This is a genomic window from Bradyrhizobium sp. LA6.1, assembly GCF_040547805.1.
Taxonomy (GTDB): Bacteria; Pseudomonadota; Alphaproteobacteria; order Rhizobiales; family Xanthobacteraceae; genus Bradyrhizobium; species Bradyrhizobium barranii.
The window spans coordinates 270,687-294,104 of record NZ_JBEPQK010000005.1; the positions used below are offsets into that span (position 1 = coordinate 270,687).

18 protein-coding genes are annotated in these 23,418 nt (G+C 64.0%); 10 read left to right on the forward strand and 8 right to left on the reverse strand.

All coding sequences use genetic code 11. The features are described 5' to 3' along the window. Positions 1-53: 53 nt before the first annotated feature. The 4 genes from ABIB99_RS15070 to ABIB99_RS15085 form a co-directional block, all read right to left on the reverse strand. Positions 54-821: a hypothetical protein gene (locus ABIB99_RS15070; protein WP_354176382.1), complete on the reverse strand. Its 768-nt coding sequence runs from the start codon at positions 819-821 to the stop codon at positions 54-56. A 319-nt stretch (positions 822-1,140) separates the two neighbouring features. Beyond that, complete coding sequence (locus tag ABIB99_RS15075; protein WP_354131747.1) at positions 1,141-2,214, reverse strand: hypothetical protein; 1,074 nt, start codon at positions 2,212-2,214, stop codon at positions 1,141-1,143. A gap of 102 nt (positions 2,215-2,316) precedes the next feature. Then, a complete protein-coding gene (locus tag ABIB99_RS15080; protein WP_354176383.1) occupies positions 2,317-3,828 on the reverse strand; it encodes a flavin-containing monooxygenase in 1,512 nt (503 codons plus the stop codon). Positions 3,829-3,916: 88 nt separating this feature from the next. Beyond that, positions 3,917-4,366, reverse strand: a complete 450-nt coding sequence (locus ABIB99_RS15085) for a cupin domain-containing protein (RefSeq protein ID WP_063981444.1) — start codon at positions 4,364-4,366, stop codon at positions 3,917-3,919. 186 nt (positions 4,367-4,552) lie between these two features. Here ABIB99_RS15085 and ABIB99_RS15090 point away from each other — a divergent pair, with 186 nt between their 5' ends. Then, the gene (locus ABIB99_RS15090; protein ID WP_354131769.1) at positions 4,553-5,578 is read left to right on the forward strand and encodes an AraC family transcriptional regulator; all 1,026 of its coding nucleotides are present in this window, start codon (positions 4,553-4,555) and stop codon (positions 5,576-5,578) included. An 11-nt stretch (positions 5,579-5,589) separates the two neighbouring features. Here the strand turns inward: ABIB99_RS15090 and ABIB99_RS15095 are convergent, their stop codons facing one another. Further along, on the reverse strand, positions 5,590-7,440 hold the full coding sequence (locus tag ABIB99_RS15095; RefSeq protein ID WP_354176384.1) for an ATP-binding protein: 1,851 nt from the start codon (positions 7,438-7,440) through the stop codon (positions 5,590-5,592). Positions 7,441-7,574: 134 nt separating this feature from the next. Next, positions 7,575-8,207, reverse strand: a complete 633-nt coding sequence (locus tag ABIB99_RS15100) for a cupin domain-containing protein (RefSeq protein WP_063981448.1) — start codon at positions 8,205-8,207, stop codon at positions 7,575-7,577. Between the two features lie 203 nt (positions 8,208-8,410). Between ABIB99_RS15100 and ABIB99_RS15105 the strand changes: the two genes are divergently transcribed. The 7 genes from ABIB99_RS15105 to ABIB99_RS15135 all read left to right on the forward strand — a co-directional run bounded on the left by ABIB99_RS15105 (position 8,411) and on the right by ABIB99_RS15135 (position 17,357). After that, on the forward strand, positions 8,411-10,102 hold the full coding sequence (locus ABIB99_RS15105; protein ID WP_063981449.1) for a peptide ABC transporter substrate-binding protein: 1,692 nt from the start codon (positions 8,411-8,413) through the stop codon (positions 10,100-10,102). A 27-nt stretch (positions 10,103-10,129) separates the two neighbouring features. Next, positions 10,130-11,080, forward strand: coding sequence for an ABC transporter permease (locus ABIB99_RS15110; protein WP_063981450.1), 951 nt, complete (start codon positions 10,130-10,132; stop codon positions 11,078-11,080). Positions 11,081-11,082: 2 nt separating this feature from the next. Beyond that, a complete protein-coding gene (locus ABIB99_RS15115; protein ID WP_063981451.1) occupies positions 11,083-11,958 on the forward strand; it encodes an ABC transporter permease in 876 nt (291 codons plus the stop codon). A gap of 55 nt (positions 11,959-12,013) precedes the next feature. Next, positions 12,014-13,342, forward strand: a complete 1,329-nt coding sequence (locus ABIB99_RS15120; protein ID WP_354176385.1) for an NAD(P)/FAD-dependent oxidoreductase — start codon at positions 12,014-12,016, stop codon at positions 13,340-13,342. 13 nt (positions 13,343-13,355) lie between these two features. Next, positions 13,356-14,282, forward strand: a complete 927-nt coding sequence (locus tag ABIB99_RS15125; protein ID WP_354176386.1) for a 2-hydroxyacid dehydrogenase — start codon at positions 13,356-13,358, stop codon at positions 14,280-14,282. Positions 14,283-14,291: 9 nt separating this feature from the next. Continuing rightward, positions 14,292-16,160: an ABC transporter ATP-binding protein gene (locus ABIB99_RS15130; protein ID WP_175618144.1), complete on the forward strand. Its 1,869-nt coding sequence runs from the start codon at positions 14,292-14,294 to the stop codon at positions 16,158-16,160. A 273-nt stretch (positions 16,161-16,433) separates the two neighbouring features. Beyond that, positions 16,434-17,357, forward strand: coding sequence for a helix-turn-helix domain-containing protein (locus ABIB99_RS15135; protein WP_354176388.1), 924 nt, complete (start codon positions 16,434-16,436; stop codon positions 17,355-17,357). Positions 17,358-17,477: 120 nt separating this feature from the next. Here the strand turns inward: ABIB99_RS15135 and ABIB99_RS15140 are convergent, their stop codons facing one another. Next, complete coding sequence (locus ABIB99_RS15140) at positions 17,478-17,717, reverse strand: hypothetical protein (RefSeq protein WP_354176389.1); 240 nt, start codon at positions 17,715-17,717, stop codon at positions 17,478-17,480. A 254-nt stretch (positions 17,718-17,971) separates the two neighbouring features. Between ABIB99_RS15140 and ABIB99_RS15145 the strand changes: the two genes are divergently transcribed. Continuing rightward, positions 17,972-18,487, forward strand: coding sequence for a hypothetical protein (locus ABIB99_RS15145; RefSeq protein WP_071910227.1), 516 nt, complete (start codon positions 17,972-17,974; stop codon positions 18,485-18,487). Positions 18,488-18,801: 314 nt separating this feature from the next. Then, positions 18,802-22,131 carry an adenylate/guanylate cyclase domain-containing protein gene (locus ABIB99_RS15150; RefSeq protein WP_354176391.1) on the forward strand — a complete coding sequence of 1,110 codons (3,330 nt, stop codon included), beginning with the start codon at positions 18,802-18,804 and terminating at the stop codon, positions 22,129-22,131. Positions 22,132-22,173: 42 nt separating this feature from the next. Here the strand turns inward: ABIB99_RS15150 and ABIB99_RS15155 are convergent, their stop codons facing one another. Continuing rightward, positions 22,174-23,397 carry a polyhydroxyalkanoate depolymerase gene (locus ABIB99_RS15155; RefSeq protein WP_187387949.1) on the reverse strand — a complete coding sequence of 408 codons (1,224 nt, stop codon included), beginning with the start codon at positions 23,395-23,397 and terminating at the stop codon, positions 22,174-22,176. Between the last annotated feature and the right edge of the window lie 21 nt (positions 23,398-23,418).

Sequence of the window (23,418 nt, forward strand, 5' to 3'; positions counted from 1 at the left end):
AGTCATCGCCTGCATGAACACTCCTGCCGCCGTGTCGGATCGCGTGGCCGTATTCAAAAGAACTCAAGCGAAGGAAAGTGATTGACCAGTCTGTCCCAGAGCGAGGACGGCGGCCGTGGCTGCCTTTTGGCATCCTGGAGGGACAGGCACCGCGGTGCCAGTCTCATTCCATAATAGAGGTTCGCTCCAGAGAGGCTCTGACCGCCCTGTATGCTGACAGTCGGATCGAAATTATTCCTTATCAAGTCCGTCGTTTGCTCCACGGAGCCCGCCGCTGAATTGTCATAGGCCGCGACGTATTTCGTCGACGCCTTGAGAACCCGCTGTCCCTGGCAAACGTATTCCCCGTTTTCCAGATAACGTTTCACCTCCCGATCGCAGGACTCGCGGCGGAACAGCTCCTCCGCGATGATTGATAGATCTTCAAGTGAGATTTCCAACACTTGAACGTCATCAAGCTCGAGCTTTACAGCTTCTGCCAATTTTGCATCGGTATGTGACTGAATCGAACGCACGACTTTTGAGTCGAGCGAATACTGTGTCTTTCGTAGCTCCGAAGTGACCTGGGTCGCTGAAGATGAAGTACGAGTGACGCCGACCAGCCGATCCGGCGAGACTTCGCACAGCATGTCGTAATCCACATGATAGATGGAGCCTGGAGCGCGCAGGAGGACCGGTGGCGTTATCGGGTGAAAGCCGATAGCGGTGATTGCTTCGTTGAGCCTATTTGGGGGCGTGCGTAGATGTATCGCGGCCACGGATGCCAGTGGTGCGATGCTCACGATCGCGACTAATGCCCCCCACTTGACCAATGGGCGCATTGGAATTCTCCGCCGATTATCCGCAACAATAGTGTCCGCAGGGGCGCGCGCACGCGTTGGCCGAATCTGCAGGAACAGTCGTCGTGAGTGCGGCGAGAGTGAAGACAAAAAGCAGTGCTGCGAACTTCATGGCCTGTCCTCCTATGGATTGACAGATGTTCGCTCGGCGCGACGTCCGGAAACCCGCAACGCTTTGGCGCCGGGACGCGAGACATCTCCTTGCAAAACTACGCCCGGCATGGGGTCGCTGATATGAACTAGCTCACACTCTATCTATAATTGTGCTGAGTCTCGCGGGGCGTCGCCCTTCTGTATGTCCTCAGCGCCCCTTGATCTCCGAATACTTCACCATCGCGCGCTCGAACTTGCGGTTGAACAGCCACATCGCAGCGAGGATCTCCCGGAAGCTGGCCGAGTTGCGCGCCCGGTCGGACTGTCCAAACGCGAAGATGCTGTTGTTGCGCAGGTGCTTCATGATGGTCGGGCTGGACACCCTGTAATTCAGGACATCGCCGGACTTGAGCGCGGACCGCGTCGGGGTCGGCACGATCTGGATCAGCTCGAACAGCTTCATCTGGTCGATCGGGTCGGGCAGTGTCTTCACGATTCCCGGAATCTCCCGGAAGACCTCCGCATGCGCGTTCATCAGGCCGTCGCGCACGTTGGTCCAGTGGTTGAAGCGATAGTCCGTGCCGCGGGCGCGCGCCTCTTCCTTGTCGTCGCGCGCGCTCAATTCGGGGTCGGCTGCCGCGATGTCTCCCTTGATGGCCTCCCACTTCCTGCGGCCGTTGCGGTCCTCGGACGGGCCGGTCTGGAAGCTGCCCATATAGGTGTTCGAGCGCCCGTTGCGGACATTCTGCTTGCCGTTGGTCTCGGCGAAGAATAGCCCGAGGCTGATCCGGCCCGCAGCTTCGGCGTGAGGCGGTGCAAGCCCCTTGGCGCGGGCGATCGCTGTGGCGAGATCGACGACGTCCTTGAACGGCGTCGCCGAGTTCTGCGCGCCCGCGGGCGGCGCCTCCATGACGTCGAACAGCTTTGAATATTCGTCGATCAGCGGCTCGATGTCGGCGTCGAAATAGGCCGGTGGTATCTCGAACTTGTTGGGCTTGCCGATCCGCGACGGCATGGCGTCGGTGAGATCCTTGTAAGAACTGATGACAGCGACGCGTGCCAGATAGAGCGCCTGTCCCGGCAGGTTCGGCAGCGGCTCCTTCGCCTCGATCTGTCGGCGCCGCTCGGCAAGGATGGATTTGAAATCGCCGAGCGCGCGATCGTAGGTGGCGAGCGCCTCCGATTGCTTCGCGTTAAGCGTTTGTGCCCGGCCGACTGTGAACGTCGTGAGGATCAGCCCAAGCACCGCCAGGGCTATGGCGGCGTGACATCGTCGTCCCATGGCGGGTTCCCATGTGCCGGAGATTCGTCGGTCACGGGATCGTAAACATCAAACGCGCGGACTGGCGAGTTGCAAATCACGCACAGCCCGGGTTCTCCGACCTTACGCTGTGGCCCGGTACTCCTGCGCCGAGGCCAGGAATTTCGCATAGGCATCCGCATCCGGCGGCTGGAAGTGTCCGGCGAGCCCGCCGCGCTTCTGGTTCTTGGCGCCGATATCGGCCATGAGCTCGTCGAAATGGCGATAGTGATAGGGCGCGACGCAGAGGCCGCCATAGACGCCGGCAGCCGGCCGTTCGACGCGCTTGAAGTGCAGCATCATCTCGATGTTGTCGCGCATCGCTTGCGCCGTCGGCTGGTTTGCGAGCTGGCCGTCGGCGTAGCGCACCAGCCAGTTCGCCGCGAGATCGGCACAGAGCACGGTGCAGAACGACGAGTTGAAGCCGACGAAGCCCATCTCCGGCAGATCAGGGTTGGCGATCAGGCGGTAGAGCCGGTATTGCCCGTCCGCATCGACAAGTTTCTGCCGATAGGCCTCGGGCAGGAACGGCACGCCGAGCTTGTAGCCGATCGCGAGCACGGCGACGTCGGCCGCGACGCGCTCGCCGCCGCTCATCACGATGCTGTCGCCTTCATAGTGGTCGAAGCTGCCGAACACCGCCTTGATGCGGCCGTCGGCGACCATCGGGTAGAAGTCCGGCGTTGCGATCGGCACCGAGCAGTTGACGCCGTCCTCGATCCGCTCCTTCGGCACCATCTTGCACCGGTTCAGCTTGAGCTGCGCCTTCAGCAGGCTCTCCAGCCCGCGCCAGTTCGCCCAGATCAGCGGCGCGGCGATGCGGTGCGCGAGCCGTGCCATGGAGCTCGCGCCCCAGCCCGGAAACATCTCCTCCTGCGCGCGGATGTAAAGGATGCGCTTGAAGTTCACGAGCCCGCCGATGAAATAGGGAATGCGCCACACCGGCTCGCGCATCACGATGGTGACTTCGCGCGCGCCCGATTTCACCGCGTTCACGGCGATGTCGGTCGCCGACTTCGAGCCGCCGAGCACGACGACGCGCCGCCCTTTCGCCAGCGTCGGATCGCTGTATGTCGACGAATGCAGGATCTGGCCGCCCTGCGCCAGAAAGCCGTCCTCGCCCGGGCAATGCAGCTCGCGCGGCTCGTTGAACTGCCCGGTGCAGACCGCGACGAAATCGAAATTCTCGTTCGTGGTCGCGCCGTCCTTGCCTGATAGCGTGAGCGTCCAGCCCGGTTTGCCATCGGCGCGGCGCTCCATGCCGGCGACCCCAGTGTTGAGGCGCAGCATGTGATCGAGGCCAAAGTTTTTCGCATAGTCGCAGAGATAGGCATGGACCTGCGGCCCGGTGGGCCATTCCGGATAACTGTCCGGCATGGCGCGATCGGTGTAGCGGTAGAGCTCCTTCGGGCTCTGGGTCTGCACGTCAGGATAGGAGCGGGCCGGCTCCCAGACGCCGCCGAGATCGGCACTGCGCTCGACGATGGTGACGCGGTGGCCGTGGCTGGAGAACGCCTTTGCGGCGGCGAGGCCTGAGACGCCGGCGCCGATCACGCAGACATGCTTGGGGCTGACCATGGGATTCCTCGCGATCAATGTGTTTCGGGCGCAAGCGGCCACGTTCGGCCGCAATGCGCGGCCGGCGGACCTGCAAGCAGATGAAAGTGGACGGGGAGGCCGCTGCCTAGTCGTTGGCCTCGGGCGGCAGGAAGTCGACCTCGTGCAGCGCCGAGATGCGCACGACCTCGGCGGGGTCGGTCAGATTGTGGAGCTGGTTGAACAGCGCCTCCAGCTTCTGCATCGGCGAGACCCAGAACAGCGCGCGGCACGGCTTGTCGGACTTGTTGAAATAGCCGTGCGGGATGCCGCGCGGCATGCGCACCAGATCCCCGGCATGGGCCTTGACCCATTGGCCGTCGAGCTTGAGGTCGAGCGTGCCTTCCTGCACCAGGATGAACTCGTCCTGGGTCGGATGGATGTGCACCGGCACGAACTGGCCGGGCTCGCTGTTGGTCTCGAACGCGAAGGTGGAATCTGTGACGGCCTTGGGAAAATAGACCTGACCAAGGATGTTCCAGCTCTTGCCACCATAGCCCGTGCCAACAGCGGTTATGCCCTTTTCGAGTGCAGTCATGGCTCGCTCCTCATGGATTCCGGCGAGGATGGAGCTTCGACCCGTCGACGGTCGGTGTCTATCCGCTAAACGAATCCGGACGCGACTGTTGCCGTGCAGCATGATGATTTTGCGACGCGGCCCTTTCCGCGTTCGAGGAACCATTATAGGCTTAAAGCAATTCCGTGACGCGAAGCGTGGTCGATGATGTCCGCAGCCGTGCTGGAAATGACCGCAAGAACGTCTGCAGCCGAACGGCTTGCGGACTTCGCCCGCGTCACCACGGACGATGTCGACGAAGCGGCAGAGCAGATCGGACGCATCTTCTGCCCGCACAATCTCGAGCCGGTACGGCCGCGCGGACCCGGTTTCTCCGCCCGGCACAATTGCGCGGCGTTCGACGGCTTCTCCATCAACTATGTCGCCTATGGCGGGTCGGTGAGCATCGATCCCGGCTGCCTCGAGCGCTTCTTCCTGGTGCAGGTCCCGCTCACCGGCACCGCCCGCATTCGTGCCGGCGTCAGCGAAATCGATGCCGCGCCGGGCCGAATGGCGTCGCTGCTGTCGCCGACCATCCCGACCCGGATGATGTGGAGCGACTGTGCGCAGGCGATCCTGCTGCTCGACCGTCGCATGGTCGAGCAACGCGCTGCGTCGCTGTCGGGCAGGGCGGCCGGCCCAGTCGAGTTTGATGCCGCGATCGACCTCGACGCCCCGGCGGGGCAGGCCCTGCGGACCAGCCTTGCCGAGCTGATGCTGCTCGCCGAGCGTCTCGGGCCGTCCGGCAGGCTTTCACCGGTTGCGATGGGCGATTGGCGCGAGGTGCTGCTCGATCATCTCCTCAACGGCCGGCGGCATGGCCTGTCGGATGCCATCAGGAGGTTCTCGGGGCAAGCCGAGCGTCTGCCGCGTGCACTGCGCGCCGCGCGGGATCATCTTGCGGAAAATGCCGGTGAGCCGCTCGACCTGGCGCAGCTCGCCTGCGCGTCCGGGATCGGCGTCCGCGCGCTCCAGCTCGGCTTCCGCCGCCACTTCGGCGTATCGATCTCGGAGATGCTGCTCGACATGCGCCTCGCTGCTCTGCACGCCCGGCTCGCGCAGGCTTCGCCGGATGTCTCCATCACCGAGATCGCCTTCGATCTCGGCTTCACCCATCTCGGCCGCATGGCGGGGGCCTACCGCGAAAAATTCGGCGAGACGCCGTCGGCAACGCTGCGGCGAAGGATGAGCTAGGCGGCAGGCATCTATTTTCGCGATCGCGTCGTGCCGCTGTCTTCAGCCGCCTGCCGGCGCAAAAAGCCCTCGACATCAGCCTGCACCGAGTACGGCGTCGGGATCGGATCGCCCGCGGCGTCGACGGCGGTGTCGAGGGAGCGGCGCAGCATGCGCGCGAGCTCGGCTTTTCGGTACGGCTTTGCCAGCAGGGGCGCGCCCATGGTGGCGCGTCCCTGCGCGTGCAGCGAATCGTAGGCATAACCCGACGTGAACAGCACCCGCAGCGAGGGCCGCGCAGCCACCATCTGTTCGGCGAGCTCGCGTCCGTTGACGCCGCCGGTCATCACGATGTCGGTGAAGAGCAGATCGAACGGCGTGCCGTCGGCCACGATGGCGAGCGCTTCGGTTGCGTTGGCGGCGGAGATGACCTTGTAGCCGAGGCTTTCGAGCTGGACGGTGACATATTGGCGGACGTCGCGATCATCCTCGACGCAAAGGATGGTCTCCGTGCCGCCCACCACCTTGCGCTCGTCATAGCCGGCGGGGCGGAGCGTGCTGGTCTCGGCCTTCGGCAGGTAGATCGTGAAAATCGTGCCGCGGCCTTCTTCAGAAGTGACCTTGATGCCGCCGCCGGACTGCTTGACGAAACCGAACACCATGCTGAGACCGAGCCCGGTGCCCTTGCCGACATCCTTGGTCGAGAAGAACGGATCGAAGATGCGTTCGAGAATGGCTTGCGAAATACCCGTGCCGGTATCGGCGATCTCGATCTCGACATAGTCGCCGGCATAGCCGGCGCCCACCGCCACGGCCTCGCGCACGCCGAACACCACGTTGCGCGTCGTCAGCGTGAGCTTGCCGCCATCCAGCATCGCGTCGCGGGCGTTGATCGCGAGGTTGAGCAGCGCTGCGCTCAGTTGGCCGCGGTCGGCGAAAGCCAGCCAGACGTTGCGGTCGAGCCTGGACACGATCTCGATCTTCTTGTCGAAGGTCGCCAGCAGCAGCTTTGCCACTTCTTCGAGCAGTTCGTTGACGTCGATCTCGGCCGGCTGGAGCGCCTGCTTGCGGGCAAAGGACAGCAGGCTCGATGTCAGCGCGGCGCCGCGATCGGCCGCCTCGCTGATCAGCTTGGTGATGGTCGCAAGCGGCGGGTCGTCCTTCACGGCGTCGGCGAGGATCTCGATCGTGCCCGTGATCACGGTGAGCATGTTGTTGAATTCGTGCGCGATGCCGCCGGTGAGCTGGCCGACCGCCTCCATCTTCTGGGCCTGGATCAGCTGCTCCTCGGCGGCGCGCTTCTGGGTGACGTCCTTGACGAAATTGTTGATGATGGTGCGCCCGCCGAGCTGGAGCGCCGTGCTCGACGCCTCGATCAGGATCTGGTCGCCGTTCCGATGCAGCAGCGTCGCTTCGAACCGGATGCCGATCGGCGTATCCGACAGTTCCGGCAAAAGCCGCATCATGCGTTGCCTGAAGCCGTCGCGGAGCGACTCGGCGATGAGGAGGTTGACGACGTCGGCGCCGAGCGCCTCCTTGCGCGTCCATCCGGTGAGGGCCTCGGCCTGGACACTCCATTCCAGGACGATGCCGTTCGCATCGGTCTGAACGAAAGCGTCGAGCGCGGTCTTGATGACGGCCTGGGTCATCTGTGCGCTGGCCTGGGCCTGCTCGGCCAGTTGCGCGGCGGCGCGTTTGTCCTGCGCCGTTTCGATCGCGCGCGTGCACAGCCGTGCGAGCAGGACCGCGACGGCGCCGCTTACCAGCAAAGCGACGACCTGGGCCAAGCCGAACCCGGTCCCGGCATAGGAGGCGAGGAGGGCCGCGGCGGTCACGGCGACCTGCGCGGCCATCGCGAGTGTCAGAAGCGGTCTGAGTTTCATGGTCTCACACCAGCGACGTCAATCGCGGGACCCTCGCGTTCGCGCTGTAGATTGCTCCGGCTTCACGTCAGCTACAGGCTCCGCGAGCCTGCGTCGAGGGGCAATTTCCGGCGGGGCGCCGGCGTTCCTCGCGCTCAACCTGCCGGCGAATCGGTCTGGCGCAGCGTCGTGACCCAGATCACACGCGCGGCCTGCTGGGTCGGGTTGTCGAACATGTGCGGCACGATGCTCGGAAAGCGGAAACTGTCGCCGGCCTCGAGCAGATGAGCCTGGTTGTCGAGCCACAGCCGCAGGCTGCCGGACAGGATGTACCCGGCCTTCTCGCCGGTGTGCTGCAAGAAGTCGGTGCCGGACGAGGCGCCGGGGTTGAGCGTCAGCTCGTAGAGTTCGAGCTGGCCCTCGTCTGCCGGCGTCAGCGCTTCCTTGACGACGCCGCTGGCGGTGAGCCGCAACAGGCGCCGGCTGTTCTTGCGCACGATGTAGCGCTGCACGTCGGCGGGATCGGTGGTCTCGAAGAAATAGGAGATGGGAACGTCGAGCGCGATGCTGAGCAGGCGCAGCGTCCGTATCGACGGCATGGCCCGCGCGCGTTCGAGCTGGCTGATCATGCCGTTGGAGAGCCCGGTCTTGGTGGCGACGTCCTGGATCGAGAGGCCGGCGCGCTGCCGCAGCAGCCGCACGGTTTCGCCGAGCCGCTGGTCGACCGCATCGTCAGCCTCGATCGCCGGGGCGTCCTTCGGGCTGTTGGTCTCGCCGCGACCATCCATGTCGCTCTCCCATGCATTGCCTCGCCGCCGGAATGGCCGGCGGCGTGAAAAGGTCGCGCATCCTAGCAATGTGATTGACAGCTGTATTTAGTCATGATGAACTTTTGACTGAAAAATTTAGAAGCACTAAAGCCCACTCCTGTCCCTTTGCCGGGTCTCGGGGGCGCGGGAGACGGTGCCGTGTGCGGGAACGGAGACTGGTCATGGCAGACAGCACCGGCAAGTTCGGCGTTGGCGGACTGCGTCATCTCGGCATTCCGAATCGCCGACAATTCTTCCAGCTCGGCGCGGGTGCCGCGGCGGGATGGACCCTTGCAGGCAACGCCTTTGCGCAGAGCGAACGCCCGACCAATCCGCCGGACAAGCCGCGCGGGCAGGTGATCGCGGCGCTGTCGCAGGAGCCGACCGTCTTCCATCCGCTGATGCCTGGCATCGAGGTCGATCAGGGCATCTGGTGGCAGGTGTTCTCGCCGCTCTGGTTCATCGAGCCCGATGGCAAGTTCGTTCCCGACCTCGCGCGCGAAGTCCCGACCATCGAGAATGGCGGCCTGTCGGCCGATGGCCTGACCTGGAAGATCAAGCTGCGCAGCGACGTGAAGTGGCATGACGGCACGCCGTTCACGGCCGAGGACGTGAAGTTCTCGCTGGACCTGATCAACAATCCCGACTTCCGCGTCCGCAACCGCGTCGGCCACAACCTCGTCAAGGACATCAAGGTCGTCGCGCCCGACGAGATCCACTGGCGGATGGAGGCTCCCTATTCGCCCTACATGTCGATCCTGTCGCTCACCTTCATCGTGCCGAAGCACATCCTGGAGAAGCTGTCGGATCCGAACGCCTCGCCGTTCCACAATGCGCCTGTCGGCACCGGGCCGTTCCGCTGGGGCGAGCGCGTGCCCGGCGACCACATTCAATTGAATGCCCACGCCGGCTACCACGGCAAGGGACCTTACGTCGAACGCGTGGTCTTCAAATACATCCCCGACCTCACCGTCCTCTACACCCAGTTCCGCACGGGGCAGGTCGACTACACCGGCCTGCAAGGCATTTTGCCGAATTTCGTGCAGGAGGCGAAGACGCTGAAGGGCCGCAAGATCTTCGTCTCCGCGACGTCGTCGGTGGAGCACGTCGCGCCCAATCTCGAATTCGGCCCCTTCGCCGATCGCGCGGTGCGCGAGGCGCTCTACCTTGCCATCAACAAGCAGGCGATCATCGATGCGCTGAACTACGGCCTGCCGACGCAGACCGAGAGCTTCGTGCCGCAACAGGCCTGGTCGTTCCAGCAGGGCCTGCCGCAACACAAATACGATCCGGCCAAGGCCAACGCGTTGCTCGACGCGGCCGGATGGACCCGGGGCTCCGGCGGCATCCGCGAGAAGGGTGGGGTCAAGCTCGAATTCACCAACTCGACGACGTCGGGCAATGCGGTGCGCGAGCAAACCCAGCAGCTCCTGATCCAGGACTGGCGCGCGATCGGCGCGGCGATGCGGGTCAACAACATGCCGGCCGCCGTGATCTGGGGCGATTTCTGGCAGCAGTCGAAGTTCAATTCGGTGCTGGTGTCCGTGAACTTCATGCTCGGCAGCGACCCCGACGTGACGCCGCGCTTCGGCTCCGGCGCTATCCCTGCCAAGGGCGGCCGTGGCTTCAACACCTATCAGTACAACAGCGCCGAGGCCGATCGTCTGCTTGCCGAGGGCGCCAGACAGTTCGATCTCGCCCAGCGCAAGACGACCTATGGCGATCTGCAAAAGCTGATCCGCAACGACCTCGCCATCCTGCCGCTGTTCCAGGGTTTTATCGCCGAGGGCGTGAAGGAGGGGCTGCAGGGCTTCCGTCCCAACATCAACACGTCCATCAATTGCTGGAACATCCGCGAATGGTACTGGGCCTGATGCCTCAGGCTCGCTGGATCGCCTGAGATGGCCCGTTACGTCGTCAACCGCCTGGCGCAGGCGATCATGCTGCTCGTGATCGTCTCCGCGATCGGGTTTGCCATCCTGCATCTGGCCCCCGGCGGTCCGCTGTCGCAATACGCGGCGTCCGCGCAGATGACGCAGGAGGACCTCGACCGCGTCACGAGGCAGCTCGGCCTCGATCGCCCGTTGCCGATCCAGTATCTCGACTGGTTCGGCCGTATGCTGAGAGGCGATTGGGGCAAGTCCTATCGCGACGGCGAGGCGGTGCTGTCTGTGATCTCCTCCCATCTCGGCGCCACGCTGGAGCTGATGGCGACGGCGACGATCATCGCGGTTTTGCTCGGCTGCTGGATCGGCGTGCTAGGCGCGCTGCGCCGCTATTCGCTGTTCGATACGCTGGCGACCGTCGGCGCCATGATCGCGCTGTCGATCCCGACCTTCTGGTTCGGCCTGGTCACCATCTACGTGTTCTCGGTGAAGCTCGGCTGGCTGCCGGCCGGCAATCGCCAAACGGTCGGCGATGGCTCCTTCCTCGACCTGCTGCATCATCTGATTGCGCCGGCGCTGGTGCTGGCGCTGGTCGAGACCGCGATGTGGGGTCGCTTCATGCGCTCCTCCATGCTCGAGGTGATTAACCAGGACTACATCCGAACCGCGCGCGCCAAGGGCATGCCGGAATGGCGCATCCTCACCGTGCACGCGCTGCGCAACGCCCTGCTGCCGATGATCACTGTGGCCGGCCTCCAGTTTCCGACGCTGCTCGGCGGTGCGCTGGTCGCCGAGACCGTGTTCACCTGGCCCGGCATGGGCCGGCTGTTCCTGGATTCCATCGGCTACCGCGATTATCCCGTGGTGATGGGCATCCTGATGTTCTCGGCGACCATGGTGCTGATCGGCTCGCTGCTTGCCGACATCCTCTATGCCGTCGTCGATCCGCGCATCCGGGTGGGCTAGGAATGACGGCTGCGACCCTCTCGACCGCTCAGCTCGCGCCCGGCCAGGCCGCATGGCGGCGCTTTCGCCGGCACCGGCTTGCGCTTGCGGGGGCTGTCATCATTCTGGTTCTCGTCCTCGGCTCGGCGTTCGGTCCCTATCTGCTGCCGTTCGACGACACCCATATCGACATCATGAAGCGGTTCGCGCCGCCCTTGTCGGGTGCGCATATCCTCGGCACCGACGAACTTGGCCGCGATGTGCTGGCGCGACTGATGATGGGCGGACGCGTCTCGCTCACGATCGGCATCGTCGCGATGGTGATCGCGATGGCGGTGGGAATCGCCGTCGGCGCCTTTGCCGGCTTCTATGGCGGCGTGGTCGGCGCGGTCCTGATGCGGCTGGTCGACGCCGTGCTGTGTTTCCCGACGATCTTTCTCCTGCTGGCGCTGGCGGCGCTTACCGAGCCCGGCCTGATCACCACGACCGTCCTGATCGCGGCGACCGCCTGGATGTGGGTGGCCCGCGTCGTCGAGGCCCAGGTGCGCTCGCTGCGAGAACGTGAGTTTGCGGTTGCTGCGCTCGCCTTCGGCTCGTCGAACCTGCGGATCATGTTTCGCGAGCTCGTGCCCAATGCGATCGCGCCAATTGTGGTCGCGGCGACGCTGAACGTCGCCAAGGCGATCCTGCTGGAATCCTATCTCAGCTACCTCGGCTACGGCGTCCAGCCGCCGGCCGCGAGTTTGGGCAACATGCTCAACAACGCGCAGATCTATCTCACCAGCGCGCCGTGGCTTGCGATCGTGCCGGGCGTCGCCATCACGCTCGCGGTGACGAGCTTCAATTTCCTCGGCGACGGCCTGCGCGACGCGCTCGATCCGCGAATGAATATCCCATGACGAGCCTGCCCCCGAGCCGACTTGCTTCGATCGAACTGAATAGCTGGAGTGTCCCATGTCCCCGCCGCTCACCCGTATAAACAGCGACGAACGCCTGCCGGCGCAGGTGGACGTCGTCGTCATCGGCGGCGGCGTCATCGGCGTGTCCGCGGCCTACCATCTGGCAAAGAAGGGTGTCTCCGTCGCCCTCGTCGAGAAAGGCCATGTCGGCGGCGAGCAGTCGAGCCGCAATTGGGGTTGGTGCCGCCAGCAGGGCCGCGCCCGTGAGGAGATCCCGCTGGCCCGCGAGGCGCTCCGGCTGTGGGAGGACATGCAGAACGACGCCGGTGTCGATGCCGGCTTCCGCCGCACCGGCGTGCTGTTCCTGACCAAAAGCAAGGACGAGCTGGCCAGTTGGGAGCGATGGGCCGCAACGGCGCGCGAGATGCAGGTCCACTCGACCGTCCTGACGCCGGCGGAAGTCGCCGAGCGCCTGCCCGGCAATTCCGAGAAATGGGTCGGCGGTCTGCACACGCCGAGCGACGGGCGCGCCGAGCCGTCGATGGCCGTGCCCGCGCTCGCCACCGCTGCACGCAAGCACGGCGTGACCATCCACCAGGGCTGCGCTGCACGCGGGCTGGAAACGCAGGGCGGACGGGTCAGCGCCGTCGTCACCGAGAAGGGCACCATTCGCACCCAGTCCGTGCTGCTGTCGGGCGGCGCGTGGTCGTCGCTGTTCTGCCGCCGTCACGGCATCGAGCTGCCGATCGGTCTCGTCAACGCCACCGCATGCCGAACCACGCCGGGACCGGAGATCACGTCCGGCGCGCTCGGCACCGACTTCTACTGTATCCGTCGCCGCCTCGACGGCGGCTTTACACTGGCGCTGCGCGGCCGCGGCACGGTCGAACTGTCGCCAGACCTGTTCCGCTACGCGCGCACCTTCTGGCCGACCTACCTGCATCGCAAGAACGGGCTGAAACTGTCGTTCGGCAAGTCGTTCTTCGACCAGATCGTGCGCGGCACGAGCTGGAGTTTGGACAAGCCGTCGCCGTTCGAGACCGAGCGTGTGCGCGATCCGGCGCCTGACATGTCGCTGGTCAACGCGGCGCTGGCTTCGCTGATCAAGTCGAATCCCGAATTGAAGGACATCGAGATCGCGGAAGCCTGGGGCGGCACGATCGACTGCACGCCGGACACCATTCCTGTGATCTCGCCGGTCGATGCCTTGCCCGGCTTCTTCCTCGCGACGGGCTTCTCCGGCCATGGCTTTGGCATCGGTCCTGCGGCCGGCAAGCTCGCCGCCGACATCGTGACCGGCGCGACGCCGCTGGTCGATCCCGCGGCCTACAGCCACAAGCGCATGATCGACGGCCGGCGTCTCGCGCCGGTCAGCCCGTTCTGAGAGTGCTGGTGGCATGACGGTTCTCTACAAGGCCAACATGGTTCGCGGCGCCGAATGGGCGCGCTTCTTCGCGGAGCGCGCGCCCGATGTGCCGTTCCGGCTCTGGCCCGACATCGGCGATCCCGCCGACGTGCGCTACCTGGTGGCGTGGGTGCCGCCTGATAACATCGCGACGACCTTTCCCAATCTCGAGCTGGTCTTTTCGGTCGGTGCGGGCGTGGATCAGTTCGATGCCACAAAAGTTCCGGCGCACATTCCGCTCGTCCGCATGCTGGAACCCGGCATCGCCGAGACCATGGTGGAGTACGTCACCATGGCCGTGCTCGCGCTGCATCGCGATCTCCTGCACTTCATCAGCCAGCAGAAGGAACAGGTCTGGCGCGAGATTCGGATCACGCCGGCCAAACGTCGTCGTGTCGGCGTGATGGGGCTCGGCCAGCTCGGCCAGGCCGTGCTCGACCGGCTCAAGGCGTTCGACTTTCCGCTTCTCGGCTGGAATCGTTCGCCGCGCGAGATTGAAGGCGTCACCTGTTACGCCGGTACGGACACCTTGCCAGAGTTTCTCGCGCAGGCCGACATTCTCGTCTGCCTGCTGCCGCTGACCGACGAGACCCGCGGCATCCTCAATGCCGATCTGTTCGCGCGCCTGCCGCGCGGAGCAGGGCTCGTCAATGTCGGGCGTGGCCCGCATCTCGTCCAAGCCGATTTTCTCGCGGCGCTCGACAGCGGCGCGCTGTCCGGTGCGGTGCTCGACGTCGCCGATCCCGAGCCGCTGCCCGCCGGCCACCCGTTCTGGAGCCATCCGCGCATCTTGCTGACGCCGCACAATGCCAGCATGACGACGCCTGATACGGCCGTCGCTTTCGTGCTCGACGTCATCGCACGCCACCGCCGCGGCGAAGATCTGCCGGGGCGCGTCGATCGTAGTCGCGGCTATTAGGGCAATCGCATGAGCACCGGCGCAAGCAGGCCTGATCCGATCGTTGCCGAAGCGAAGGCGCCCGTGTTGTCGGTCGCGGGCCTGACCACGTCCTTTCTGCGCGAGCGGCAATGGATTCCCGTCGTCCGCGACGTGTCGTTCGATATCGCGGCCAAAGAAACCGTGGCGATCGTCGGCGAGTCCGGTTCGGGCAAGAGCGTCACCGCGCTTTCCATCATGCGGCTCATTCCGAAGGAGAGCGGCCGCGTCGAGGGGCGCGTCACGCTCGCGGGCCGCGATCTGCTGACGCTGTCCGAAGCGAGCATGACGGATGTCCGTGGCAACGATGTCGCCATGATCTTCCAGGAACCGATGACGAGCCTCAATCCGGTGCTCACCATCGGATTCCAGATCGCCGAAGCGCTGATCCAGCATCGCGGCCTGTCGCGCGCGGCGGCGGAGGCCGAGACCATCCGTCTGCTCGATCGTGTCCGCATTCCCGCGGCGGCATCACGCTTCCACGAGCATCCGCATCGTTTCTCCGGCGGCATGCGCCAGCGCGTGATGATCGCGATGGCGCTCGCCTGCAAGCCGAAGCTGCTGATCGCCGACGAGCCGACGACCGCACTCGACGTCACCATCCAGGCGCAGATCCTGGAGCTTCTGAAGGAGCTCCAGCAGGAGGAGGGGATGTCGATCCTCTTCATCACCCACGACATGGGCGTGGTCGCCGAGATCGCGGACCGTACCGTGGTGATGTATGGCGGGCAGGCCGTCGAGACCGATGCGACCGCGCGCATCTTCGCAGCACCCTCGCATCCCTATACAAGCGCGCTGCTCGCGGCCGTACCGCGTCTGGGCTCGATGGGTGGGCGGACGCGGCCGATGCGTTTTCCGATCGTCGACAAGGTGACGGGCACCTCGGACGAGCCAACGGAGACACCTGAGACGGTCTCAACCGCGGAGCGGCCGCTGCTCGAAGTCGCCAATCTTACCACGCGCTTTCCGATCCGCTCCGGCTTGTTCGGCAAGGTTTCGGGCCGCGTCCACGCGGTCGAGAACATCTCCTTCACCCTGCGCGCCGGCGAGACGCTGGCGCTGGTTGGCGAATCCGGTTGCGGCAAGTCCACGACAGGCCGTTCCATCCTCAAGCTGACGGAGCCGGACAGCGGCACCGTCCTCGTCGACGGCCAGGACGTCCTCGCCATGAACGCCCGGACCTTGCGCGACTTCCGCAAGCAGATGCAGATCGTATTCCAGGATCCGTTTGCGAGTCTCAATCCGCGCATGTCGGTGGGGACGGCGATCGCAGCACCGCTGCTCGCCAACGGGCTCGCCACGGCATCGCAGGCGCGCGACAAGGTCGCCGACCTCCTCGTGCGCGTCGGCCTGACCGCGGATATGGCCGCGCGCTTTCCACACGAATTCTCCGGCGGCCAGCGCCAGCGCATCTGCATTGCGCGCGCGCTCGCGCTCGGGCCGAAGCTGATCGTTGCGGACGAAGCGGTCTCCGCCCTCGACGTCTCGGTCAAAGCGCAGGTCGTCAACCTGATGCTCGACCTCCAGGCCGGCATGGGCCTTGCCTATCTCTTCATTTCCCACGACATCGCGGTGGTCGAGCGCATGAGCCATCGCGTCGCGGTGATGTATCTCGGCGAGATCGTCGAGACCGGCCCGCGCGCAGCCTTGTTCGGCAATCCGCAGCATCCCTACACGAAGAAGCTGATGGCCGCGGTGCCGGTGCCCGATCCATCGCGCCGCGGCACGAAGCGCGAGACCTCGAACGACGAGATCAGAAGCCCGGTGCGCGCACCGGATTATCAGCCGCCGGTCCGGCAGTATCGCGAAGTCTCGCCCGGCCACGTCGTCCAGGTCTGGGGCGAGGAATGGTCGGCCTAGCGGCGCAAAGGCGCGCAGCGGATGTTTTCCAGAACGCACGATAAAATCGTGCCCTGATCAGCCGCACACGTTAACGCTGTTGTCCTTCGCGATGCCAAGCCTGTGAAATCGTGCTGAAATCACAATGAATTCACCTCGTCGCGACGGAGTGCGACCGCCTGCCACAATCTATGTGCTAATCCGGCGAAGCTGGACCGTCGGCCGTCGATCTCTGATAATGCATCGACTCGGAAAGGCCGACGCAGACGTGCCTTTCACGGATGGAATATTGAAATGACACAAGCAGGCGTCTACGGGCAGAGGCTCGGGCGGGGCCTTCACGTGAAGGAAGCTCCGGTTCTGATCACGCGCTCGCTGCGCAGCGCGGAGCTCGCGGTCACCGAAGTCCGCAATGACAAGCCGACGTCCGAACTTTCCGGCTCGTTGCCGGCTGAAGATGCTTACCTCGTCAGCCTGAAGCTCCGCGACTATCCCGCTTGCGAATGTTGGGAGGAAGGCCGCTACGTCACCAGGGAGGATATTCGTGCGGGCGCGACCTATCTGTACGACCTCAAGCGCGACCCGCGCTATGTGATCGACAAGCCGTTTCACTCGCTCTTCTTCTATTTGCCGCGCTCGGCCCTTCACGACATGGCGAGGCAACCCGGCGCGCCGCGCATTGGCGAGCTCAGTTACGAGCCCGGTGTGGGCCATGACGACGGGGTCATCCGTCATATCGGCGCCACGTTGCAGGAAGCACTGCGTCGGCCTGACGAGACCAACCAGCTTTTCGTCGATCATATGATGCTCGCGCTCACCGCGCACGTCGCCCAGACCTATGGCGGGCTGAAGCCTGTCGCAGAGCCTAACCGCGGCGGCCTCGCGCCATGGCAGGTGAAGCGCGCCTGCGACCGGCTCGAATCCGATCTCCCAGGCAAGGTCGCGTTGGAGCAGATCGCGACCGAGCTCGGCCTTTCGGTCAGCCACTTTTCACGCGGATTCCGGATCTCCACCGGCCTGCCGCCGCATCAATGGCTGCTGCGCCAGCGCGTGAAGGCGGCCACGCAGCTGATGACGGTCCGCAACCTGCCGTTGTCCGAGATTGCGATCTCGGCCGGATTTGCCAATCAAAGCCATTTCACGCGGGTGTTCACGCAGATGGTCGGCGTCAGTCCGGGCGCATGGCGCCGCGAAACCCATGGCGGGCCGGACGCGTAGAGCGTTTTTCCGTCAAAATCAGAATCCAAATCTGGGCCGCTTCGCCAGCGAGATCGCCTGCTTCGTGCCCGTGAAATTCGTGAGGCGCTGCGCTTCAGGGCAAGCATCCCGGCCATTCCTTCAGCAGGCGGCTACATCACGCTGAGGGAGGCCGAAGCCAGGGTGAAGTCCACCGATTTCCTGCACGAGGATTTCGCGCGGCGCATCCCAGCCGGCGATATCCACCTCAACGGGATGGCCCTGCTCGACCTTCCCGGCGATCCGCTCCCGAGTATGCAACGATGCAAACTTAGTCCTCCTGAGATCGTGACTGGATGGAGCGACAGGGAACAGGAGTATGTGAACAGTCTCATAGTCCATCACTCTCTTTTCGAGCTAACTCTCCCCCAAGAAATTGCTGCACCCGGAGCTGACTGACAGACACGGGTGAGATGCAATGCCTGCGAAGCCGCGAGCTCGCAGCTTTGGACTGGCTCTCGTCTTGGTTACGAGCAAGCCAGCCCCATCACTCAGCCACATCTTTTGGAAATTGGAATCAAGGGCATCGCGAAGCGCGTCCACGCAGCTTCTAATCGGGGTCGGCCGGTAGGCTGCTACTTATTGAGGAGCCCCCAATGAAGATAGGCAACGCAGTTTCCAGCGCATTTTCCCTAACGAGGTACGCCGGTAATCTTGGGATCGCCCGTTCCAGTCTTATCAAGTCGGCCCATCTCCTCGAAAGAATTGGGCTAGCAGCCGTTGGGGCCTCTTGCGGCCTCTATGTGGGTGCGACCCTGTTGCGTCAGAAAGGCGGGCTTTTTGAAAGCGGCTGGATCGTGCTGCTAACAATGCTCTACGGAGCTCTCAGCTATTATGTTGGAATTGATTTGTCCCGGTCTGTCGCTCGGAGGTCGATTTCGAGCACCTCGGAAGAATACAACGGCTCTGAGGTTGCTGAGATCATGAGTGCGGCCGGTACGTTCGGCGCGGCGATTGCAGCAACTCTGTCCGTCAGCATCCTTGTCCTTGATCAAAGCCTACCCAATGCGCTGATAGCGTTTCTCGCCGGCTGTTGGGTCGTTGGGTCTTCGCTTCAAGTTGCGGCGGGAACGATGGCGCGCAACTACGAAGTGCCCAAGGACGAAGAATGAAGACAATTGTGCTCACGGAAAAACGTCTGCTTGGCGTCGTGATGTGGGCACCAGTGCCAGTGCTGACGTCAGGTCTGAAGGCGAGTGGTTGACGGCTCATCGCAACTTCTGTCGTTCAACGCTGCGTGCAGACGATTTTTAGTAGCGCGACCGTTTGCATCGAGCAATGTCCTTGCTTGGAAGCGGCATCGGTACTGAGCAACCTAAGTTATCGCGCAACAAACAAGACGTGCCATCATGGTGGCGTTGGGATATTGTCCCCGCGCCGTGGTCCAAAATTCTGCTAACCGCCAACCGCACGATCGGTGGAGCCAATGCAGATTGCGGAGTGGCTCGAGAAGCTGGGGCTTGGACAATACGCAGAGCGTTTTGTCCAAAATGGGATCGACATGGGCGTCCTTCCCGAACTGATGGCCGAGGACTTCGATAAGCTCGGAGTCCTGCTTGGCCATCGCCGCAAAATGCTGCGTGCGATTGCCGATCTCGATCCAGCCGCGTTGATCGCATCGCCGGCTCCTCCTCACGACGCCGAGCGGCGTCACCTGACCGTTATGTTTTGCGACCTGGTCGGCTCGACTGCGCTCTCCGCGCGTCTCGACCCCGAGGATATGTGGGAAGTGATCCGGGCCTACCGCGCCGCCTGTGCGAGCGTCATCACTGCTTATGACGGCAGGATCGCCAGGTTCGTCGGTGACGGAATACTGGTCTATTTCGGCTATCCCCGCGCCCACGAGGACGATGCGGAGCGCGCAGTGCGAGCGGGCCTCGACACCATCGCTGCGGTCGGGCGACTCAGGACGGGCGCCACTGAACGGGTTGAACTGCGGATCGCAATCGCGACCGGGCTTGTGGTGATCGGCGACCTCATCAGCGGCGATGCGTCGGAGGAGCACGCAACGGTCGGCGATACACCAAACCTTGCTGCCAGGCTTCAGAGCCTGGCCGAACCGGGAGTGGTCGTCGTCGCCTCGTCGACGCGCCGGCTGCTTGGCGATCTCTTCACTTTTCGCAATCTCGGCCGCCGCGAGGTCAAGGGGATAGCCGAACCCATCGCGGTCTGGGCGGTCGAGGGGGCGGCCGCGTCGGAGAGTCGCTTCGAGGCGGTCCGCGCCACGCGTTCGATCGGCTTTGTCGGTCGCAAGGAGGAGATCGAATTCACGCTCTCGCGCCAGCAGTTGGCATGGCAGGGGCAGGGCCAGATGGTGTTGATCTCCGGCGAAGCAGGCATCGGCAAGTCGCGCATTGTTGCAACGCTGTCCGAAAACCCCGCGTTGGGGGCGCACCGCCGGGTGCGATATCAGTGTTCGCCCTACCACACCAACAGCGCGCTTCATCCCTTTGTCGCGCAGCTGGAGCGCGCGGCCGGTATCCGCTCGCACGACATGCCGGAGCAAAAGCTCGACAAGCTTGAGGCAATGCTGGCGCTTGGAACGCAACAGGTCGCCCGGGCAACACCGTTCATTGCGGCTCTCCTTTCGATTCCAACCGGCGACCATTATCCGCCGCTTGGTTTGAGCCCGGCGCAGCAGCGGCGACAGACATTTGCCTCGCTTCTCGATCAGCTTGAGGGGTTGGCGCGAGAGCAGCCCCTGCTGGTAATCTGCGAGGATATGCATTGGGCCGATGCCACGACACTTGAACTGTTCGATCTCGGCGTCGACCGGATCAGGGGACTGCCGATACTCATGCTCATGACATCCCGGCCAGAGTTCGAGCCCTCCTGGTCGGGGCTCGCCAACGTCAGCCTGTTGCGGCTCGACCGGCTCGACCGGCAGGACACGCGTGCGCTGGTCGAGCAGGTGACCGTTGGCCGCCAGCTGCCGCGGGAGATGATGGAGCAGATCATCGACAAGACGGACGGCATCCCGTTATTCGTCGAGGAACTAACCAAGATGGTGCTGGAGTCCGGACTGCTCGTCGAAGATTCCGGACGCTACCGCCTCGATAGCCCGCTCCCGCCGCTCGCTATTCCCGCGACGCTGCAGGATTCGCTGATGGCGCGGCTCGACCGGCTGGCTCCCGTCAAGGAGGTGGCGCAGATAGGCGCCGCCATCGGCCGCGACTTTTCATACGCGCTGCTAAGATATGTGACAGGACGCGATGATCTGACGCTGAGCGCTGCGCTGGGGCAACTCGAAGAGGCGGAACTGCTGGTGCGTCGCGGGACACCGCCCGACGCAAACTATAGCTTCAGGCACGCTCTCGTTCAGGAAGCGGCCTATGAAGGCCTGCTCAAGAGCAAACGGCAGGTGCTTCACAAGCGCATCGGCGATGTCCTGCGCGAGAAGTTTCCCGTCGTTGCCGAGACTGAGCCGGAAGTTCTGGCACACCACTTCACCGAGGCGGGGTTGAGCGAGATCGCCCTCGAATGGTGGCGCAAGGCGGGCCAGCAAGCGCTGAAGCGCTCGGCCTATTCCGAGGCGATCGCGCATCTCGGCAAGGCGATTGCGTCCGCCGATGAGGTGCCGGATGATCCCCGCCGGATAATGAGCAGGCTGCATCTTCAAATCGAGTATGGCCGTGCATTGCGAGGCAGCCTCGGCCACAGCGCTCCCGAAACGGTAGCCGCATGGACGCGTGCCCGACAGTTCGCTGCCGACATCAATGATCCCGTTGAACTCGCGCCGGTCCATTCGGGTCTCTTCAATGCTTGCCTGACACACGGCGAACTCGCTCCGATGCTGGAGCTGGCGGATGCCATCAGGAGCGCTGCTGACCGACGACCGGACTCACCGGTGGCCGCCGTCGTTGCACATTGGACGGGCGGGGTTACCTGCTGGTTCGGCGGTGACTACTTGAACGCGAGGATGCATCTCGAGCAGGCACTCGAGATCTATGGTGCCGAGCCGGATCCCGCGACGTTCAGGGCTTCGGCACTGGATCTCCCGTTCGTGATCATGAGGTTTCTTGCCCTGGTGCTTTGGCCGCTTGGCAAGATCGCGCGCGCACGCCGCCTCGCCGCCGAAGCGGTGAGTGCTTCGGGAGAAAAGCGGGCGCTGTCCCAGGCCAACGCGCTGGTTCATCGCGCTGTGTTCGACGGACTATGCGGAGGCATGTTGCAGCAAACGGAGACGATCCTGGCGCTCGGTCTCGCGCGCGACCACACGATGCCGTTGTACGTGGCCGCCGGCACCTACCTGAATGGCCTCGCCAAGTGGCGTGCAGGCGACCAAATGACCGGACTGAGGGAAATGCGTCGCGGCTGGACCTTGCTGCACGAGAATGACTGCTATCTCTGTGAGCCGTTTTGGGGGATGCATGTCGCCTTGGCGAACGCAGCGTCGGGTCAACTCGAAACCGGGCTGGAAATCTTGAGCGAATTGATCGCATGGACCGGGCAATCCGGCCAGCATTGGCTTGATGCCGAGCTGCATCGCGCCCGCGGCGAGCTTTTGTCGCGTCTTGATCCTTCGGACGAAGCCAGTGCCGAAGCGTCCCTCAACCGAGCGCTTGAGATCGCACGACACCAGCAGACGAAGACTTTCGAGCTGCGCAGCGCCCTTGGACTTGCACGCCTGCACAAGAGAAATGGCCGAGCAGGCGGGGTATCCGAAATGCTCGCTCCCGTGCTGGCCGAATTCGATGTGGAGCGAAATCTTTCTGAAGTCGTGGAAGCGAAAGAGCTGCTCGAGCAAGTGCATTAGGCACGAGCCGTTTTCCCCCAGTCTGGGGGCGGGGAATGACAGTCAGGAATTCACGTGCACGAAATCCCGCAAGAGCGGATAGATCTCGTTATTCCACCGCTTGCCCGAGAACACGCCGTAATGGCCGACGCCGGCCTGCATGTGGTGGACGCGACGATAGGCGCGCACACCGGTGCAGAGGTCTTGCGCGGCGAGCGTCTGGCCGATCGAGCAGATGTCGTCCTTCTCGCCTTCGACCGTCATCAATCCCATGCGGCTGACGGCCTTGGTGTTCACGGGACGGCCACGGTGCATCAACTTGCCTTGCGGCAACAGGTGCTCCTGGAACACGTCGCGCACGGTCTCGATGTAGAACTCGGCCGGCAGGTCCATCACGGCAAAGTATTCGTCGTAGAAGGTCTTGATGCTCGCGGCCTTCTCCTTCTCGCCCTTGGCGATATGGTTGGCGAGATCCATGTGCTGCTTGATGTGGCGCTCGAGATTCATCGAGACGAACGCCGTGAGCTGCACGAAGCCGGGATAGACCTTGCGGAGCGCGCCGCGGCATTGCACCGGCACGTAGTTGATCAGGTTCTGCTCGAACCAGTCGATCGGCCTGCTCTTGGCGAACTCGTTGACCCTGGTCGGCTGGATGCGCGTGTCGATCGGACCCGCCATCAGCGTCAGCGTCGCAGGCCGCGAGGGGTGGTTGCCCTCGCACATGACCGCGGCGGCCGCGAGTGCCGAGACCGAGGGCTGGCAGATCGCGACCATGTGCGGACGCGGGCCCAATTGGCCGAGGAAGTCGATGAGATGATCGGTGTAATCGTCGAGCCCGAAGCGGCCTTCGCGGCGTGGAATGTCGCGCGGATTGTGCCAGTCGGTGATGTAGACGTCGTGGTCCTGCAGCAGCGTTTTCACGGTGCCGCGCAGCAGCGTGGCGAAATGGCCCGACATCGGCGCCACCAGCAGCATGCGCGGCTGCTCCGGCACGCCGTCCTTCCTGAAGTGCAGCAACGAGCCGAACGGCGTCGCGTAGGCGACCTCCTCGGTGACGCCGACCTCACGGTTGCCCACCATCACGCTGTCGATGCCGTAGGCCGGACGGTGATAGGTGAGGGTGGAGCGGGAGATCAGCTCCAGCGCGGCGGAGAGCCGGCCGACGACCTGATCCGATAGGCCCTGCGGCACCAGATTGAGGAATCTGAGCGCGGACGAAGCTCCCGCCCGCCAAGGCGCGGTGAGGTCCATATGGTTCTGAAAGGCCTGATAATACATCGACATCATACTGAAACGCCCACCTTCCCG

What these genes read in the sequence shown, in the direction of transcription:
- ABIB99_RS15070 (WP_354176382.1), bottom strand. Translation starts at nt 821, where the DNA reads ATGCGCCCATTGGTCAAGTGGGGGGCATTAGTCGCGATCGTGAGCATC.
- ABIB99_RS15155 (WP_187387949.1), bottom strand. Translation starts at nt 23,397, where the DNA reads ATGATGTCGATGTATTATCAGGCCTTTCAGAACCATATGGACCTCACC.
- ABIB99_RS15130 (WP_175618144.1), top strand. Translation starts at nt 14,292, where the DNA reads ATGAGCACCGGCGCAAGCAGGCCTGATCCGATCGTTGCCGAAGCGAAG.
- ABIB99_RS15135 (WP_354176388.1), top strand. Translation starts at nt 16,434, where the DNA reads ATGACACAAGCAGGCGTCTACGGGCAGAGGCTCGGGCGGGGCCTTCAC.
- ABIB99_RS15110 (WP_063981450.1), top strand. Translation starts at nt 10,130, where the DNA reads ATGGCCCGTTACGTCGTCAACCGCCTGGCGCAGGCGATCATGCTGCTC.
- ABIB99_RS15115 (WP_063981451.1), top strand. Translation starts at nt 11,083, where the DNA reads ATGACGGCTGCGACCCTCTCGACCGCTCAGCTCGCGCCCGGCCAGGCC.
- ABIB99_RS15100 (WP_063981448.1), bottom strand. Translation starts at nt 8,207, where the DNA reads ATGGATGGTCGCGGCGAGACCAACAGCCCGAAGGACGCCCCGGCGATC.
- ABIB99_RS15120 (WP_354176385.1), top strand. Translation starts at nt 12,014, where the DNA reads ATGTCCCCGCCGCTCACCCGTATAAACAGCGACGAACGCCTGCCGGCG.
- ABIB99_RS15105 (WP_063981449.1), top strand. Translation starts at nt 8,411, where the DNA reads ATGGCAGACAGCACCGGCAAGTTCGGCGTTGGCGGACTGCGTCATCTC.
- ABIB99_RS15095 (WP_354176384.1), bottom strand. Translation starts at nt 7,440, where the DNA reads ATGAAACTCAGACCGCTTCTGACACTCGCGATGGCCGCGCAGGTCGCC.
- ABIB99_RS15085 (WP_063981444.1), bottom strand. Translation starts at nt 4,366, where the DNA reads ATGACTGCACTCGAAAAGGGCATAACCGCTGTTGGCACGGGCTATGGT.
- ABIB99_RS15140 (WP_354176389.1), bottom strand. Translation starts at nt 17,717, where the DNA reads ATGGACTATGAGACTGTTCACATACTCCTGTTCCCTGTCGCTCCATCC.
- ABIB99_RS15150 (WP_354176391.1), top strand. Translation starts at nt 18,802, where the DNA reads ATGCAGATTGCGGAGTGGCTCGAGAAGCTGGGGCTTGGACAATACGCA.
- ABIB99_RS15075 (WP_354131747.1), bottom strand. Translation starts at nt 2,214, where the DNA reads ATGGGACGACGATGTCACGCCGCCATAGCCCTGGCGGTGCTTGGGCTG.
- ABIB99_RS15125 (WP_354176386.1), top strand. Translation starts at nt 13,356, where the DNA reads ATGACGGTTCTCTACAAGGCCAACATGGTTCGCGGCGCCGAATGGGCG.
- ABIB99_RS15145 (WP_071910227.1), top strand. Translation starts at nt 17,972, where the DNA reads ATGAAGATAGGCAACGCAGTTTCCAGCGCATTTTCCCTAACGAGGTAC.
- ABIB99_RS15090 (WP_354131769.1), top strand. Translation starts at nt 4,553, where the DNA reads ATGTCCGCAGCCGTGCTGGAAATGACCGCAAGAACGTCTGCAGCCGAA.